Origin of the sequence: Mycobacterium sp. E342 (assembly GCF_001667665.1) — a bacterium.
Classification (GTDB): domain Bacteria; phylum Actinomycetota; class Actinomycetes; order Mycobacteriales; family Mycobacteriaceae; genus Mycobacterium.
This window is the reverse complement of sequence record NZ_LZJM01000299.1, coordinates 34,629-48,548: the sequence shown is the minus strand read 5'-3', so window position 1 is coordinate 48,548 and position 13,920 is coordinate 34,629. Positions and strand designations below refer to the sequence as shown.

The 13,920-nt window shown below is 68.9% G+C and carries 16 protein-coding genes; 6 read left to right on the top strand and 10 right to left on the bottom strand.

The window, feature by feature from the left end:
• Positions 1-2: 2 nt before the first annotated feature.
• Positions 3-1,622 carry an ABC transporter substrate-binding protein gene (locus A5692_RS25005; RefSeq protein ID WP_068061430.1) on the bottom strand — a complete coding sequence of 540 codons (1,620 nt, stop codon included), beginning with the start codon at positions 1,620-1,622 and terminating at the stop codon, positions 3-5.
• Between the two features lie 322 nt (positions 1,623-1,944).
• Here A5692_RS25005 and A5692_RS25000 point away from each other — a divergent pair, with 322 nt between their 5' ends.
• Positions 1,945-2,511, top strand: a complete 567-nt coding sequence (locus tag A5692_RS25000; RefSeq protein WP_231984452.1) for a hypothetical protein — start codon at positions 1,945-1,947, stop codon at positions 2,509-2,511.
• Between the two features lie 7 nt (positions 2,512-2,518).
• Here A5692_RS25000 and A5692_RS24995 read toward each other — a convergent pair whose 3' ends face one another.
• On the bottom strand, positions 2,519-3,061 hold the full coding sequence (locus A5692_RS24995; RefSeq protein ID WP_197514563.1) for a DUF4232 domain-containing protein: 543 nt from the start codon (positions 3,059-3,061) through the stop codon (positions 2,519-2,521).
• 115 nt (positions 3,062-3,176) lie between these two features.
• On the opposite strand from A5692_RS24995, the gene acs reads away from it, so the two are divergent.
• A complete protein-coding gene (gene acs / locus A5692_RS24990) occupies positions 3,177-5,126 on the top strand; it encodes an acetate--CoA ligase (protein ID WP_068061420.1) in 1,950 nt (649 codons plus the stop codon).
• 5 nt (positions 5,127-5,131) lie between these two features.
• Here acs and A5692_RS24985 read toward each other — a convergent pair whose 3' ends face one another.
• Complete coding sequence (locus A5692_RS24985; protein ID WP_156766263.1) at positions 5,132-5,830, bottom strand: serine protease; 699 nt, start codon at positions 5,828-5,830, stop codon at positions 5,132-5,134.
• A gap of 247 nt (positions 5,831-6,077) precedes the next feature.
• Between A5692_RS24985 and A5692_RS24980 the strand changes: the two genes are divergently transcribed.
• Both A5692_RS24980 and A5692_RS24975 read left to right on the top strand, forming a co-directional pair.
• The gene (locus A5692_RS24980) at positions 6,078-6,605 is read left to right on the top strand and encodes a phage holin family protein (protein ID WP_068061415.1); all 528 of its coding nucleotides are present in this window, start codon (positions 6,078-6,080) and stop codon (positions 6,603-6,605) included.
• A complete protein-coding gene (locus tag A5692_RS24975) occupies positions 6,606-7,559 on the top strand; it encodes an alpha/beta fold hydrolase (RefSeq protein WP_068061412.1) in 954 nt (317 codons plus the stop codon).
• Here the strand turns inward: A5692_RS24975 and marP are convergent.
• The 4 genes from marP to nth are packed head-to-tail and all read right to left on the bottom strand — an operon-like array spanning position 7,552 to position 10,942.
• Positions 7,552-8,745 carry an acid resistance serine protease MarP gene (gene marP / locus A5692_RS24970; protein WP_102420061.1) on the bottom strand — a complete coding sequence of 398 codons (1,194 nt, stop codon included), beginning with the start codon at positions 8,743-8,745 and terminating at the stop codon, positions 7,552-7,554. The two genes, A5692_RS24975 and marP, sit on opposite strands and share 8 nt — an antisense overlap.
• A gap of 11 nt (positions 8,746-8,756) precedes the next feature.
• Positions 8,757-9,581: a CoA pyrophosphatase gene (locus tag A5692_RS24965; protein WP_068061409.1), complete on the bottom strand. Its 825-nt coding sequence runs from the start codon at positions 9,579-9,581 to the stop codon at positions 8,757-8,759.
• Between the two features lie 29 nt (positions 9,582-9,610).
• Positions 9,611-10,252: a TlpA disulfide reductase family protein gene (locus A5692_RS24960; protein ID WP_068061405.1), complete on the bottom strand. Its 642-nt coding sequence runs from the start codon at positions 10,250-10,252 to the stop codon at positions 9,611-9,613.
• Between the two features lie 9 nt (positions 10,253-10,261).
• Positions 10,262-10,942 carry an endonuclease III gene (gene nth / locus A5692_RS24955; RefSeq protein WP_067918857.1) on the bottom strand — a complete coding sequence of 227 codons (681 nt, stop codon included), beginning with the start codon at positions 10,940-10,942 and terminating at the stop codon, positions 10,262-10,264.
• A gap of 188 nt (positions 10,943-11,130) precedes the next feature.
• On the opposite strand from nth, the gene A5692_RS24950 reads away from it, so the two are divergent.
• Together A5692_RS24950 and crp are read left to right on the top strand one after the other, a co-directional pair.
• Positions 11,131-11,511: a hypothetical protein gene (locus A5692_RS24950; protein WP_068061402.1), complete on the top strand. Its 381-nt coding sequence runs from the start codon at positions 11,131-11,133 to the stop codon at positions 11,509-11,511.
• A gap of 98 nt (positions 11,512-11,609) precedes the next feature.
• Positions 11,610-12,284 (top strand): cAMP-activated global transcriptional regulator CRP, encoded by a 675-nt coding sequence (crp, locus tag A5692_RS24945; RefSeq protein WP_007166630.1) that lies wholly within the window; start codon positions 11,610-11,612, stop codon positions 12,282-12,284.
• A gap of 192 nt (positions 12,285-12,476) precedes the next feature.
• Here the strand turns inward: crp and A5692_RS24940 are convergent, their stop codons facing one another.
• From A5692_RS24940 to A5692_RS29295, 3 genes are read right to left on the bottom strand one after another with little or no spacing between them, the layout of a single operon-like run.
• Positions 12,477-13,268 carry an MBL fold metallo-hydrolase gene (locus A5692_RS24940; RefSeq protein WP_068061399.1) on the bottom strand — a complete coding sequence of 264 codons (792 nt, stop codon included), beginning with the start codon at positions 13,266-13,268 and terminating at the stop codon, positions 12,477-12,479.
• On the bottom strand, positions 13,265-13,729 hold the full coding sequence (locus tag A5692_RS24935; protein WP_068061396.1) for a RidA family protein: 465 nt from the start codon (positions 13,727-13,729) through the stop codon (positions 13,265-13,267). The genes A5692_RS24940 and A5692_RS24935 overlap by 4 nt, the downstream gene beginning before the upstream one ends.
• Positions 13,730-13,891, bottom strand: coding sequence for a DUF4177 domain-containing protein (locus A5692_RS29295; RefSeq protein ID WP_007166633.1), 162 nt, complete (start codon positions 13,889-13,891; stop codon positions 13,730-13,732).
• Positions 13,892-13,920: the final 29 nt, after the last annotated feature.

Genomic DNA, 13,920 nt, shown 5'->3' with positions numbered 1-13,920 from the left:
GCTCAGGCCTTGCCGATGTTCTCGTAGTCGGGCAGACCGTTCCAGGTGAGCTTGACACCGCTGACCTGCGGCGACCACCCGACCACCGCGATGTAGTACCACAGCGGCACAGCAGGCATGTCGCGCAATAGGATTCGTTGGGCCTCGTTGACCAGCACATCGGCCCGCTGCAGGTTGGGGGCGGCCTCCGCGGCGGCCAGCCCGGCGTCGAACTCCCGGCTCGAGTATCCAACATCATTGGATCCCGCTCCGGTGGCGTACAGCGGGGCCACGAACTCGATCATCGACGGGTAGTCGCCGATCCAGCCCGCGCGGAATGCGGTATCGATGGTGCGGCTGGTGATCTGGGTGCGAAAGCCCGCGAACGTGGGGTGCGGCGCGCCGACGGCATCGATGCCGAGCACGTTCTTGATGCTGTTGGCCACCGCGTCCACCCACTCTTGATGCCCGCTGTCGGCGTTGTATGCGATGGAGTACCGCCCGCTCCATGGCGAGATCGCGTTGGCCTGCGCCCAGAGTTGGCGCGCCCGTTCGGGTTTGAAGTCCAACGCGTCGTTACCCGGGATGTTTTGGTCGAATCCGGGCAGCGAGCTCGCGGTGAAATCCCGGGCCGGGCTGCGGGTGCCGTTGAAGATCTGCTGACAGATCTGCGGTCGGTTGATGGCCGCCGACAACGCCAAGCGGCGCAGTCGTCCTTCCTCGCCCCCGAAATGCGGTAGCCGCAACGGCGTGTCGAGCGATTGGCTGACCGCGACGGGTCCACTGGCGGCATTACCTCCCAGGTCGCGCTTGTAGATCGTCAGCGCGCTGGACGGAATCGTGTCCAGCACATCGAGATTTCCGGACAGCAGGTCGGCGTAGGCGGTGTCCAGGTTGGCGTAGAACTCGAACCGCACGCCCTTGTTATGCGGCTTTCGGTTGCCGTGGTAGCCGGGATTGGGCTTCAAGTCGATCTTGACGTTGTGTTCCCAGGCCGGCCCGTCGGGACCGTCCGCCAATTCGTACGGGCCGTTGCCGACCGGGTTGCGGCCGAACGCCGCCATATCGCGAAAAGCCCTGTCCGGTAACGGATAGAACGCGTTGTGTCCCAGCCGCAACGTGAAGTCGACGGTCGGCGCCTTGAGCCGGACGGTGAACTCCAGGTCGTTGACCACGTGCAGTCCGGACATAGTGGTCGCGCTGGGCTTGGCGGCCGCGACGTCGTCGAACCCGACGATCGGGCTGAAAAAGCTTTGCTGCAGTTGGGCATTGCTGCTCAGCGCCCCGTAGTTCCACGCGTCGACGAACGAATGCGCCGTCACCGGCGAGCCGTCGGTGAACTTCCAGCCGGGCTTGAGAACGATCCGGTAGTCGATGTTGTCGGTGGTCTCGATCGACTGCGCCACTTCCGGCGACGGCTTGCCGGCGGCGTCATAGGACACCAAGCCGGCGAACAGCCGATCCAGGATCCGCCCCCCGAGGCTGTCGTTCGTGGCGGTCGGAACCAGCGGGTTGGGCGGCTCCCCACCGTTCACCACCACCGACTCAGGGGTCAGCGCCCCGCCGCCGCACGCGGTCAGCGAGGTGGCCGCCAGGAAGCCGGCGGCGACGAAGACCGGCAAGGCGGCCCACATCCGACGCATGACACCCGACCCTAGGGCCTGTCACGGCGCCGGCGGTGAAGTGCCCGGCGCGGGTCCGCGAATTTAGAATCCCGTCGTGACTGTCGCGTATCTGGCTTCGGAGAGACCGGGTCTACTAGCGGGGCAAATGATCTTCACGTTCGGCGTCCCCGCGATCGGGTTGGCGTGTCTGATCATCGGCGTGTGGGAGCGCTCGCGCCGGCGTCGGCGGCCGCTTGCCTATCCGCCGCCGTACCTCGCCGGCTACCCGCCACCGCCTCCGGCGATGGGATATCCGGGCCCGTATCCCGCTCCGGCGCCATACCCGGGTTACCCGCCCGTCGTGCCGCCCCGGGCGACGGCGGGCAAGTCGGCCACCGCGCTGATCACCATCGGTATCGTCCTGCTGGGGCTGGGCGCGCTGAACATCCTCCTCCACGCTGCGCGCGCCGCATCAAGCCAGGCCGAGCGAGCCCACAACACGTCGATGCGGGTGGGCGAATGTGTGAATCAATCGACTTTCAAGGCAGAGCATTTCGCGTCCCGGCCGGACAATGACTGCGCCAACCCGGCGGCTGTCTATGAGCTCGCCTTCAAAGGCGGCCCCTCGGCGACATGCCCCGACGGCAAACGCGATCACTCCGTGTACGACCGTTTCACGGACGACGATTCGATCCTGTGTTTCGCCTTCAATCTCAAAGAAGGACAGTGCTACCAAATGCCGAACCCGGGCGCCGCTGACATGACGATGCGACTCGGTGACTGCCAGTCCCATTCCGGAGCCCTACAGGTGAAGGTCGTGCAGCGCATCGATGGCAGCACGGACAAAACCCGATGCCCGGAAGGGTCCAAGGGCGTCAGCTACCCGGAGCCGGCCCGCGTCTATTGCCTGGCAAGGGCCGACTCGTGACGCCGCTTCAGACGGGCGTGACCGGGTGCACCTGCAGCACGCACGCGTCGATGGCGACCGGCACGGTCAGCACCACGGTCGTGTCCGGGGGGTTGACCAGCAACTCGGTGTAGGCGGGGCAGGGATCGCCGTTGGCGTCGATGGCGACGCCCTCCACGACGGCCTGCGCCTGGGTGGACAGGGACAGGATGACGGTGGGCGGTGAGTCGGCGCCCACCGTCAGGCCGCCCATGTAGCCGCGCGGCGTGGGTTGCGCATGAATGAGTGGCCCACCGGCACCCGAGTCGACCCCGGGGTAGCCGGTCAGCGTGCACGGCTCCGCGCCGCCGGCGAGGCTGAACACCAGGGTGGTCGCGCGGTGGCCCACGGCGGCCTGAGCCGGCGAGGCGGTGACGGCGATCTGGTCCGACCAGCATGGGGTCGGCGCGTCGGCGGTGTCGGTCGGCATGGCCCACGCCGGAATCCCGAGCATGGCGGTGGCCGCGTAACCCGTTGTGGCCGTGACAAAGCTGGGAACTAGTCGGCGAATCCGCCGCCCCTGACCCGGCACACCGGTGATTATCCGCCATCCGCGCGCGCTTTGAGCTCCATTTCGGGCGTTGCATTTCACCTTGTAGGGCTAGGCTCTCTGACGATCGACGAGCCTCGACACTAGGAGGAAGCCAGTGACCACCACCGACGCCGTAGGCCCGTCGTCGTTTCCCCCGGCCACCGCGTTCGTCGCGCAGGCCAACGCGGGCGAGGAGCTCTACCGCGAGGCCGACGAGGACCGGTTGGCCTTCTGGGCCAAGCAGGCGCGCCGGCTGTCCTGGGCGACGCCGTTCACCGAGGTGCTCGACTGGTCGGACGCCCCGTTCGCCAGGTGGTTCGGTGACGGCAAGCTCAACGTCGCCTACAACTGCGTGGACCGCCACGTGGAGGCGGGCAACGGGGGCCGGGTCGCGATCCACTGGGAGGGCGAGCCCGGCGACAGCCGCAGCCTGACCTACGCCGACCTGCAGGAGCAGGTGTGCAAGGCGGCCAACGCGCTGACCGGTCTGGGCCTGGTCGCCGGCGACCGCGTCGCCATCTACATGCCGCTGATCCCCGAAGCGGTGATCGCGATGCTGGCCTGCGCCCGGCTGGGCATCATGCACAGCGTCGTGTTCGCCGGCTTCACCGCGAAGGCGTTGCGCGCCCGCATCGCCGACGCGCAGGCCAAGTTGCTGATCACCAGCGACGGGCAGTTCCGCCGCGGCAAGCCGGCACCGCTGAAGGACGCGGCCGACGAGGCCGTCTCGGATGCGGACAGTCCCGTCGAGCACGTCCTGGTGGTGCGGCGCACCGGAATCGACGTGTCCTGGGACGACGACCGCGACCTGTGGTGGCACGAGGCCGTCGACGCCGCGTCGCCCGAGCACACCCCGGAGGCGTTCGACGCCGAGCAGCCGCTGTTCTTGCTGTACACCTCCGGCACCACCGGCAAGCCCAAGGGCATCGTGCACACCAGCGGTGGGTACCTGACCCAGAGCTCGTACACGCACTACTACGTCTTCGATCTCAAGCCCGAGACGGACGTGTTCTGGTGCACCGCCGACATCGGCTGGGTCACCGGACACACCTACGGTGTCTACGGCCCGCTGTCCAACGGCGCCACCGAGGTCCTCTACGAGGGCACACCCGACACGCCGACCCAGCACCGGCACTTCGAGATCATCGAAAAATACGGCGTGACAATCTATTACACCGCGCCCACGCTCATCCGTACGTTCATGAAGTGGGGTCGCGAGATCCCCGACGCGCACGACCTGTCCAGCCTGCGGCTGCTGGGCACGGTGGGCGAGCCGATCAATCCCGAGGCGTGGCGCTGGTACCGCAAGGTGATCGGCGCCGAGCGCCTTCCGATCGTGGACACCTGGTGGCAGACCGAGACCGGTTCCGCGATGATCTCCCCGCTGCCCGGGGTCGCCGCGGCCAAGCCGGGTTCGGCGATGAGGGCCTTGCCGGGCATCTCCGCGAGCATCGTCGACGACCACGGCGATCACCTGACGCCGGCCGTCCATCACGGCGAACACGTCACCGGCTACCTCGTCTTGGACCAGCCGTGGCCGTCCATGCTGCGCGGCATCTGGGGTGACCCCGAGCGCTACGTCGAGACCTACTGGTCCAGGTTCGCCGAGCAGGGCTGGTACTTCGCCGGCGACAGCGCCTATTACGACCGCGACGGCGCCATCTGGGTGGTGGGCCGCATCGACGACGTAATGAACGTGTCGGGGCACCGGCTCTCGAGCGCCGAACTGGAGTCGGCGCTCGTCGGCCACCACGGAGTGGCCGAGGCCGCGGTGGTCGCGAAAACCGACGAGACCACGGGCCAGGCCGTCTGCGCGTTCGTCGTCTTGTGCGCCGAGTACGAGGTGCACGATGGGGTCGTCGAGGAGCTCCGCGCCGAGGTGGCCCGGGAGATCTCACCCATCGCCAAGCCGCGGGAGATCCACGTGGTGCCCGAGCTGCCCAAGACGCGCAGCGGCAAGATCATGCGCAGGCTCCTGCGTGACGTCGCCGAAAAGCGGGAGCTCGGAGACACGTCGACGCTGCTCGACCCCGGCGTCTTCGACGCGATCCAAGCCGCGAAGTAGCCGGCTCAGGCCGGTAGCGGCGTGAATCCCGCACCGGGCCGGTGCTTGGCGTTGATGTCGGCCAGGATCACGTTGAACGACTGCACCACGGCCGGCGTGTGCAGCGGGATGTACTTGATGACGCAGGTCGGCAGGTTGTCGCTGAACGCCCCGTGGATCATGCCGACCAGCATGTTGTTCACGGTCACCGGCGCCCCGGAGTCACCCGGCTGGCCGCAGACCTGCATGACGATGGTGCCGGGGTCCTGGCCCGGCCCCCAGGTGACGCCGCACGAGTTTCCGGTGGTGCGCCCCTGCTTGCAGGCGATCTCGCCGAAGGCCGGATCCGGGCCGAGGCCGTTGATCACGAAGCCGTTGAAGTTGGCGGTCGGCGTCACCTTGGCCGGATCGAATTTGATCACCGCGTAGTCGAGGTTGTCGTTGCCGGCCACCATGGTGCCCAGGGTCCCGGCGTTTTCGGCCCCCTCGGCGGCGACCTGGGCGCCGGGACCGCCGCAGTGCGCGGAGGTGAATCCGATCAGCTCACCGGCGGTATCGCCCCCGATGGTGGTCAGCGTGCACATCGTGTCCCCGTTGATGACGATGCCGGCGCCGCCACCCATCGGGATCCTGACATCGGCCGCCGCGGCGCGTGCGGGGCAGCCCACCAGGGCCACGAGGACCGCCGCCATTGCCGCCACGAAGCACCGGTGCGCCGTCTGCACAGCACCACTCCCATCGACAGGCCGGACCCGAACCGGCTTGGCCAGTCTAGTCGGCCCGGCGCCTCGCCGGTCGTGCCGAGCGAGTTTGCCGGATCGCTTCGACCGGGCGCGAACGTCGCCGCCGGTCGCCGCCGATTCGACGTTCGTCCGGGCGCCGTCTTCGGCTGGCCTCGTCTGGCATAGCGCCGCATGGCAACATGAACCGCAACGAGTTGAGCCCGGCCGACGACGAAAGAGGGGACCGTCTGTGAGCAAAGCCGACGGCAAGAACGGTGTGCCCAGCACCCTGACCACGATCCCCCTGACCGACCCGCACGCCCGGCCCGCCGAGCCGTCGATCGGCGACCTGATCAAGGACGCGACCACGCAGGTGTCCACGCTGGTGCGGGCCGAGGTCGAATTGGCCCGGGCGGAGATCACCCGGGACGTCAAGAAGGGCCTGACCGGCAGCGTGTTCTTCATCGCCGCGCTGGTGGTGCTGTTCTACTCCACGTTCTTTTTCTTCTTCTTCGTCGCCGAGTTGCTCGACACCTGGCTGTGGCGGTGGGTGGCCTTCCTGATCGTGTTCGGAATCCAGGTGGTGGTCGGGGCCCTGCTGGCGCTGCTGGGCTTCCTCAAGGTGCGCCGGATCCGGGGACCGCGGGAAACCATCGAATCGGTCAAGGAGACGCGAACCGCCCTCACCCCGGGCCACGACAAACCGCAGGGACCGGCCAAGCAGCTCGCCGCGCACGGCAAGCACGAGAAGCCCGAACCCGATCCCTCGGGTTGGTAGATGGCGCCGCCGGATCCGTCGGTTACCCGCATCGACGGGCCATGGCGGCACTTCGACGTGCACGCCAACGGCATCCGGTTCCACGTCGTGGAGGCCCTGCCCGACGACGCCGACACGGCCACGCCGCCCACGGCCCGACCGTTGGTGATGCTGCTGCACGGCTTCGGTTCGTTCTGGTGGTCGTGGCGTCACCAGCTGCGTGGACTGAGCGGCGCGCGGGTGGTCGCGGTCGACCTGCGCGGCTACGGCGGCAGCGATAAGCCACCCCGCGGCTACGACGGCTGGACGCTCGCCGGCGACACCGCCGGCCTCATCCGCGCGCTGGGGCACTCGTCGGCGACGCTGGTGGGTCACGCCGACGGCGGGCTGACCTGCTGGGCCACCGCGCTGCTGCACGCGCGGCTGGTCTCGGCCATCGCGCTGATCAGCTCGCCGCACCCGGCGGCGCTGCGCCGCTCCACGCTGACCCGGCGCGACCAGGGCTACGCGCTGCTACCGACGTTGCTGCGCTACCAGCTGCCCATCTGGCCCGAGCGCCTGCTGACCCGCGACGACGCGGCCGAGATCGAGCGCCTCGTTCGCCGCCGCAGCAGCGCCAAATGGCTTGCCTCCGAGGACTTTTCCGAGTCCATCCGGCACCTGCGGATGGCCATCCAGATTCCGTACGCGGCGCACTGCGCGCTGGAATACCAGCGTTGGGCGGTGCGCAGCCAGCTGCGTGACGAAGGCCGCCGCTTCATGAAATCGATGTGCCAGCAGCTCAGCGTGCCGCTGCTACACCTGCATGGCGACGCCGATCCCTACGTGCTCGCCGACCCGGTCGACCGCACGCAGCGCTACGCCCCGCAGGGACGTTACGTATCCATCGCCGGCGCAGGGCATTTCAGTCACGAAGAGGCGCCCGAGGAAGTCAACAGACACTTGATGAAGTTCCTCGACAACGCGGTCAGCTGACGCAGGACCCGGTGGTCACCTGCTGGGTGTCGCCGATCTTGGCGAGCTGACCGGCCACCTCGTCGGCCGTCAACACGAATCCGGTGTCGGGATCGTCGACGGCCGCACCAAACACCACGCCGAGCACCTGACCGTTCAGGTCGATCAGCGGTCCGCCCGAATTGCCTTGCTCCACATTGGCTCTGATGGTGTAGACGTCGCGGGTCACCGGCGCGGGATCGCGGTAGATATCGGGCCCGCTGAGCTTGATCACCTCGCGGATGCGCGCCGGCGTCGCGGTGAAGTTGCCGCCGCCCGGATAGCCCAGCACCACGACGCTGGTACCGGTTTTGGCCTCGTTCTGCGCGAACGCCAACGGCTGCGGCGGCAGGTTGGGGACCGCGAGGATGGCGATGTCGACCGACGGGTCGTAGGACACGACGGTGGCGTCCAGCGGGCTGCCGCTGGCGTAGATCTGCACGCTGTTGGAACCGGCGACCACGTGCGCGTTGGTCATCACCCGGTCCGGGGCGATCACAAATCCGCTGCCCTCCAACACTTTCTGGCAGCTCGGCGCCAGGCTGCGCACCTTGACGACGCTCGGCGCGGTGGCCTGCACCACCGGGTTGTTGGCCAGGGCCGGGTCGGGCGAGGCGACCGGAATCACCGGTGTGCGGCTGAACGGCTCCAGCACCGCCGGCAGGCCGGAGGTGTTCAGCAGGGCCGACAGCCGCTTGGGCACCGTCTTCAGCCACGGTGGGGCGACCTCGTTGACCTGGGCCAGCACCCGCGAACCACGCACCGCGGCGGCCAGTTCCGGCTGATCCTTCGACTGGGTCAGCGGCGTCGCCAGCAACCAGGCCGCGGTCAGCACCACCACCAGCTGAACGCCCACCCCGATGAACGAGTCGACCGTCCGGATCATGCGGCTGCGGATCGCGCCGCGGACCGCCCGTCCCAGCACCACCCCGGCGACCTCGCCGATGACGACCAGCGCCAGGATCAGGAACAGGGCGGCGAACAGCTTGGCCCGGGGCGCGGCGATGTGGCTGACGAGATGGGGGGCAAGCAGCACACCGGCGATGGCGCCCAGCAACACGCCGACGAACGACAGCAACGAGCCCAGCGCGCCGGAACGCCAGCCCGAGACGGCCGCGATGAAGGCGACCGCCAGCACGGCCACGTCAAGCCATTGCGACGGGGTCATCGAATTCATGTTCATCGCGGGGATCCACCCTGCTCGCCGACCAGCGCCATCGCCGCGTCCAATTCGCGAACGTCGGTGGTGTCCCAGGGCTGGGCCCAGCCGGCGACGTCGAGCATCGCACAGATCACCTGGCCAGTGAATCCCCAGACCAGCATCTCGTTCAGCAGAAACGCCGGTCCGGCCCAGCGGCGGCCGAGGTCACCCCGGTACACCATCAGCCGGTTTGCCGGATTGATGAACGCGCGCACCGGGACTCGCGCCACGATCGCGGTTTCGGCCTCGTTGACGACGGCCACCGGCCCGGGGTCGGGCGAGTAGGCCAACACCGGGACCACGTGGAACCGCGACGGCGCGATGAACGTGCGTTCCATGGTGACCAGGGGACGCAACCGGGACACGTCGATGCCGGTCTCCTCCCGGGCTTCGCGCAGCGCGGTGGCCACCGGACCGTCATCGACGGGATCGGAGGCACCGCCGGGAAACGCCGCCTGCCCGGCGTGGTGGCGCAGCGTCGAGGCCCGCACGGTGACCAGCAGGTCGGCGTCGTCGGGGACACCCCCGTCGCCCGGCGCGGACTCCGGCCCCGAGAACAGCACCAGGACGGCGGCCTCGCGGCCACTGCCGCGCATCGCCGACAGCGACGACACGGCCTCGCCGGTGATCATCGCCAGCACGTCGGCCGGTAGCCGGCGCCGGTACGCATCGGGCATCCGGGCGACGTTGTCGACCAGCGGGCGCAGCCACGCCGGGGAGGCACTGGGCGCCAGCGGAACCGTCCCGCGCGCGTCGGCCGGGGTCCCACCTTCCGCAGGCGGGGGCGTGCCCCCAACAGTCACCGGGCGCTCCAGTCGGTCCAATGTACGGCTTATCCCTTGTCGTTTCCGACCGCTGCGGCGATCTCATCGGCACTGCCGAAAGCCCTTGGCAGCATCTGGGCAACGCTACCGTCCGGCCGCAGAACCACCGTCGCAGGCATCACGTTTACCACGCCCAGCGCCGCCGCGACCCCACGGCGGCCGTCCTGAAGCGTCGGCAGCCGAACGCCCAGCTCGGCCAGGCGCAGCAATGCGGCCGTCTCGTTCTCGTCTTGATGCACGGTCACCACCACCACGTCCGGCCCCGCCCGCCGTTGATACTCGGCCATCGCGGGCAGTTCGGCCGCGCATGGCGCGCACCAGTACGCCCACAGGTTGAGGACCACCCGGCGCCCGGCCAGCGCCCGGGCGACGTCGACAACCGAACCGTCCGCGGCGCACTCGGCCGTGACACCGCGCAGCGCCTGGGGGCCGGGAGCCTCACCGGCGGCGGGGCACGGCGGCAGGTCGGCGCGCTGCCGCGGGCCCGCCAGCGCCGCCGCCGTGTCGGCGTCGCGGTGTTCGCGGTCGGGCATGGTCACGCCGGGCCGCGGTGGCGTCGCGGACTCGTCGCGCAGCTGGGCCACCAGGGCCGCGGTCAGCGCCGCCACCACCGCGAGGATCGCGATCGTCCAGCGCGTGGTGCGCGTCAACGCCGTGCCCTACAGGCCGGCCAGGGCCAGCAGGTGCTCGGTTTCCGGGCCCCGCACCAGCGGCGCGGCCAGCAGCGGCTCGGTGGGCCCGAGGCCGAAGGACGGGCAGTCCTTGGCCACCACGCACACCCCGCACGCGGGCTTGCGCGCGTGGCACACCCGGCGGCCGTGGAAGATCACGCGGTGGCTCAACATGGTCCACTCGCTGCGTTCGATCAGTTCGCCGGCCGCGCGCTCGATCTTGACCGGGTCCTTGTCGGCGGTCCAGCGCCACCGGTGCATCAGCCGCGCGAAATGGGTGTCGACCGTGATGCCGGGAACGCCAAAGGCGTTGCCCAGGATCACGTTGGCGGTCTTGCGGCCCACCCCGGGCAGCGTGACCAGCTCCTCCATGGTGGAGGGCACCTCGCCGTCGAACCGTTCGACCAGGGCCTGCCCCAGTCCGATCAGGGAGGTCGCCTTGTTCCGGAAGAACCCCGTCGGGCGGATCAGGGTCTCCAGCTCGTCGCGGTCCGCCTGCGCGTAGTCCAGCGCCGACGGGTATCGCTTGAACAACGCCGGCGTCGTCAGGTTCACCCGCTTGTCGGTGCTCTGCGCGGACAGAATGGTGGCGACCGTCAGCTCGAGCGGCGTGGTGAAGTCGAGTTCGCAGTGCGCGTCCGGAAAGGCCTGCGCCAGCGCCCGATTCATCCGCCGGGCCCGTCGCACCAAGCCGGTTTGGGTCTCCTCCGACCAGCGCCGCGCGGCATCGCCGCCCGCAGCTGCCGGCGTGGACTTCGTTCGCCCGGACGACTTAGCCGCTGTCACCTACGACAGAGTACTGATTTCGTGATCCCGCCGAGACCTCGTGTTGATTGAAGGGCCTGTTTACTCTCCTTGTGTCATGGTTGCTGGTGGCCGTCGTTCCGGGGCTGCTGATGCTGGCGGCGCTCGGCTTGGGACGGCTCGAACGGGGCCTTTCCCGCGATGACGTCGCGGTGCTGGCGGTCACCGAGCTTTTCGAGCGCGTCGAGCTCGTCGACATGCGCACCCTGGCCCGGGAGGGCATGCCGGAGGCGGTGGAATACCTGCACCGGCGCGAGGCCTGGGAACTGTCCGAAGCCGCGCTCGCCGGGATCACGGCCCGGCCGCGGCACGCGGCACCCTCGTTTGCCGCCAGCTTCATCGACCATGCGGAGCTGACATTGCCGACGCGAATACACGCGCATTCGCCGATCAATCCGCAGTTTAAGGCCACTCGACACGGCAATCGTGTGTAGCGTTGCACGTTGGACAAAATGTCCTACCGCTAGACTCAGCACGCGAGCACGGGATTAACCTGCCCGTAGCGCAATCATTGGAAATCTGAAGAGGCAATGTGGACGAGATCCTGGCAAGGGCAGGAATCTTCCAAGGGGTTGAGCCCAGCGCCGTCGCCGCGCTGACCAAGCAACTGCAACCCGTCGACTTCCCCCGTGGGCACACGGTCTTCGCCGAGGGTGAGCCGGGCGACCGGCTGTACATCATCGTCTCGGGGAAGGTGAAGATCGGCCGTCGGTCACCCGACGGCAGGGAGAACCTGCTGACGATCATGGGGCCGTCGGACATGTTCGGTGAGTTGTCGATTTTCGACCCGGGCCCGCGGACTTCCAGCGCGACCACCATCACCGAGGTGCGGGCCGTGTCGATGGACCGCGACGCGTTGCGGGCGTGGATCGCCGATCGACCCGAGATCGCAGAGCAGCTGTTGCGGGTGCTGGCCCGACGGCTGCGCCGCACCAACAACAACCTGGCCGACCTCATCTTCACCGACGTGCCCGGCCGGGTCGCCAAGCAGCTGCTGCAGCTCGCCCAGCGGTTCGGCACCCAGGAGGGTGGCGCGATGCGGGTCACCCACGACCTGACCCAGGAGGAGATCGCCCAGCTGGTGGGCGCGTCCAGGGAGACGGTGAACAAGGCGCTGGCCGATTTCGCACACCGCGGCTGGATCCGTCTGGAGGGCAAGAGTGTGCTGATTTCGGACTCCGAAAGGCTGGCCCGCCGAGCGAGGTAAGCGCGCGCGAAGCGCGGGCGCAACCGAGCGAGTAATCGAACCCCGAGCGAGGTAAGCGCGCGCGAAGCGCGGGCGCAACCGAGCGAGTAATCGAACCCCGAGCCAGGTAAGCGCGCGCGAATTGCGCCGAGATCGACGTTATCGACATGTCCTCTCGAACTTTTCCGCGATAGCGTCGATTTCGACGAGAGTTCAGCGCTGCAAATAGTCCAGCTGCGCCTGAACGGACCATTCGGCGGCGTCCCAGAGTTTCTCGTCGACGTCTACATAGACGTGTTCGACGACCTGGCGCGCGGTGGCTTCCTCGCCGATGTCCCGCAGCGCCGCGCGTACCTGTTCCAGGCGCTCGTGGCGGTGGGTCAGGTAGCCCGAGGCGACAGCCTCCAGGTCGGCCAGCTCCGGCCCGTGACCGGGCAGCACCGTCCGGCGCCCCAGGCCGCGCAGCCGGCGCAGCGACTCGAGGTAGTCGGCCAGGCTGCCGTCTTCCTTGTCTATGACGGTGGTGCCGCGGCCCAGCACGCTGTCGGCGGTGAGCACGGCGTCGTCGAGCAGGAACGAGAACGAGTCGGCGGTATGGCCGGGGGTGGCCATCACCTTGATCTTCAGGCCGGCCGCGTCGATCACCTCCCCGTCGGCGAGGTGGCCGCCGAGGCCGCGCAGGAAGCCGCTGCCCGCCGAGCGCACCGTCGCCCCGGTGCGCTCGACCAGCTTGTCGATGCCGTCGGTGTGATCGCCGTGCCGGTGACTGATCAGCACCAGCGCGATGCGGCCCAGTCCGGCGACCCGGGCGATGTGTTCGTCGTCGTCGGGACCGGGATCGACGACGACCATCTCGTCGCTGCCCTTGCCGCGCAACACCCAGGTGTTGGTGCCCTCGAGCGTCAGCAGCCCGGGGTTGTCGGCCAACAGGACCGAGGCGGTGTCGGTGACCGCCCGCAGCCTGCCGTAGGCGGGATGGCTCAACGACTCGGGTGCGGCGGTCACGGTCGTGAGCCGACCTCCACGATCAGCTCGACCTCCACCGGCGCATCCAGCGGCAGCTCGGACACGCCGACCGCCGACCGCGCGTGTGCGCCGTCATCGCCGAAGACCTCGGCCAGCAGCTCGGAAGCCCCGTTGATGACGGCGGGCTGGCCGTTGAAACCCGGGGCGGAGGCGACGAAGCCGACGACCTTGACCACCCGGGTCACCGCGTCGATGCCCACCAGCGAATCGACGGCCGCCAGGGCATTGAGCGCGCAGATCCGCGCCATCGCCTTGCCCTCTTCCGGGCTGACCTGCGCCCCGACCTTGCCGGTGCCGGCCAGCTGCCCGCCCTGCATCGGAAGCTGGCCCGCGGTGTAGACCAGGTCACCCGTGCGCACCGCGGGCACGTAGGCGGCCAGCGGCGCCACCACCTCGGGAAGCGCGACGCCGAGTCGCGCGAGCCGGGCCGACGCGGTCATCTACTTGGGGCGCTTCAGATACGCGACGTGTTGCTCACCGGTGGGGCCGGGCAGTACGGACACCAGTTCCCAGCCGTCGGCACCCCACTGGTCGAGAATCTGTTTGGTGGCGTGCGTCAGCAGCGGGACGGTGACGTATTCCCAGGCGGTCGGTTGGCTCATGGCGCGAGCTTATCGGTCGGATGTGAACG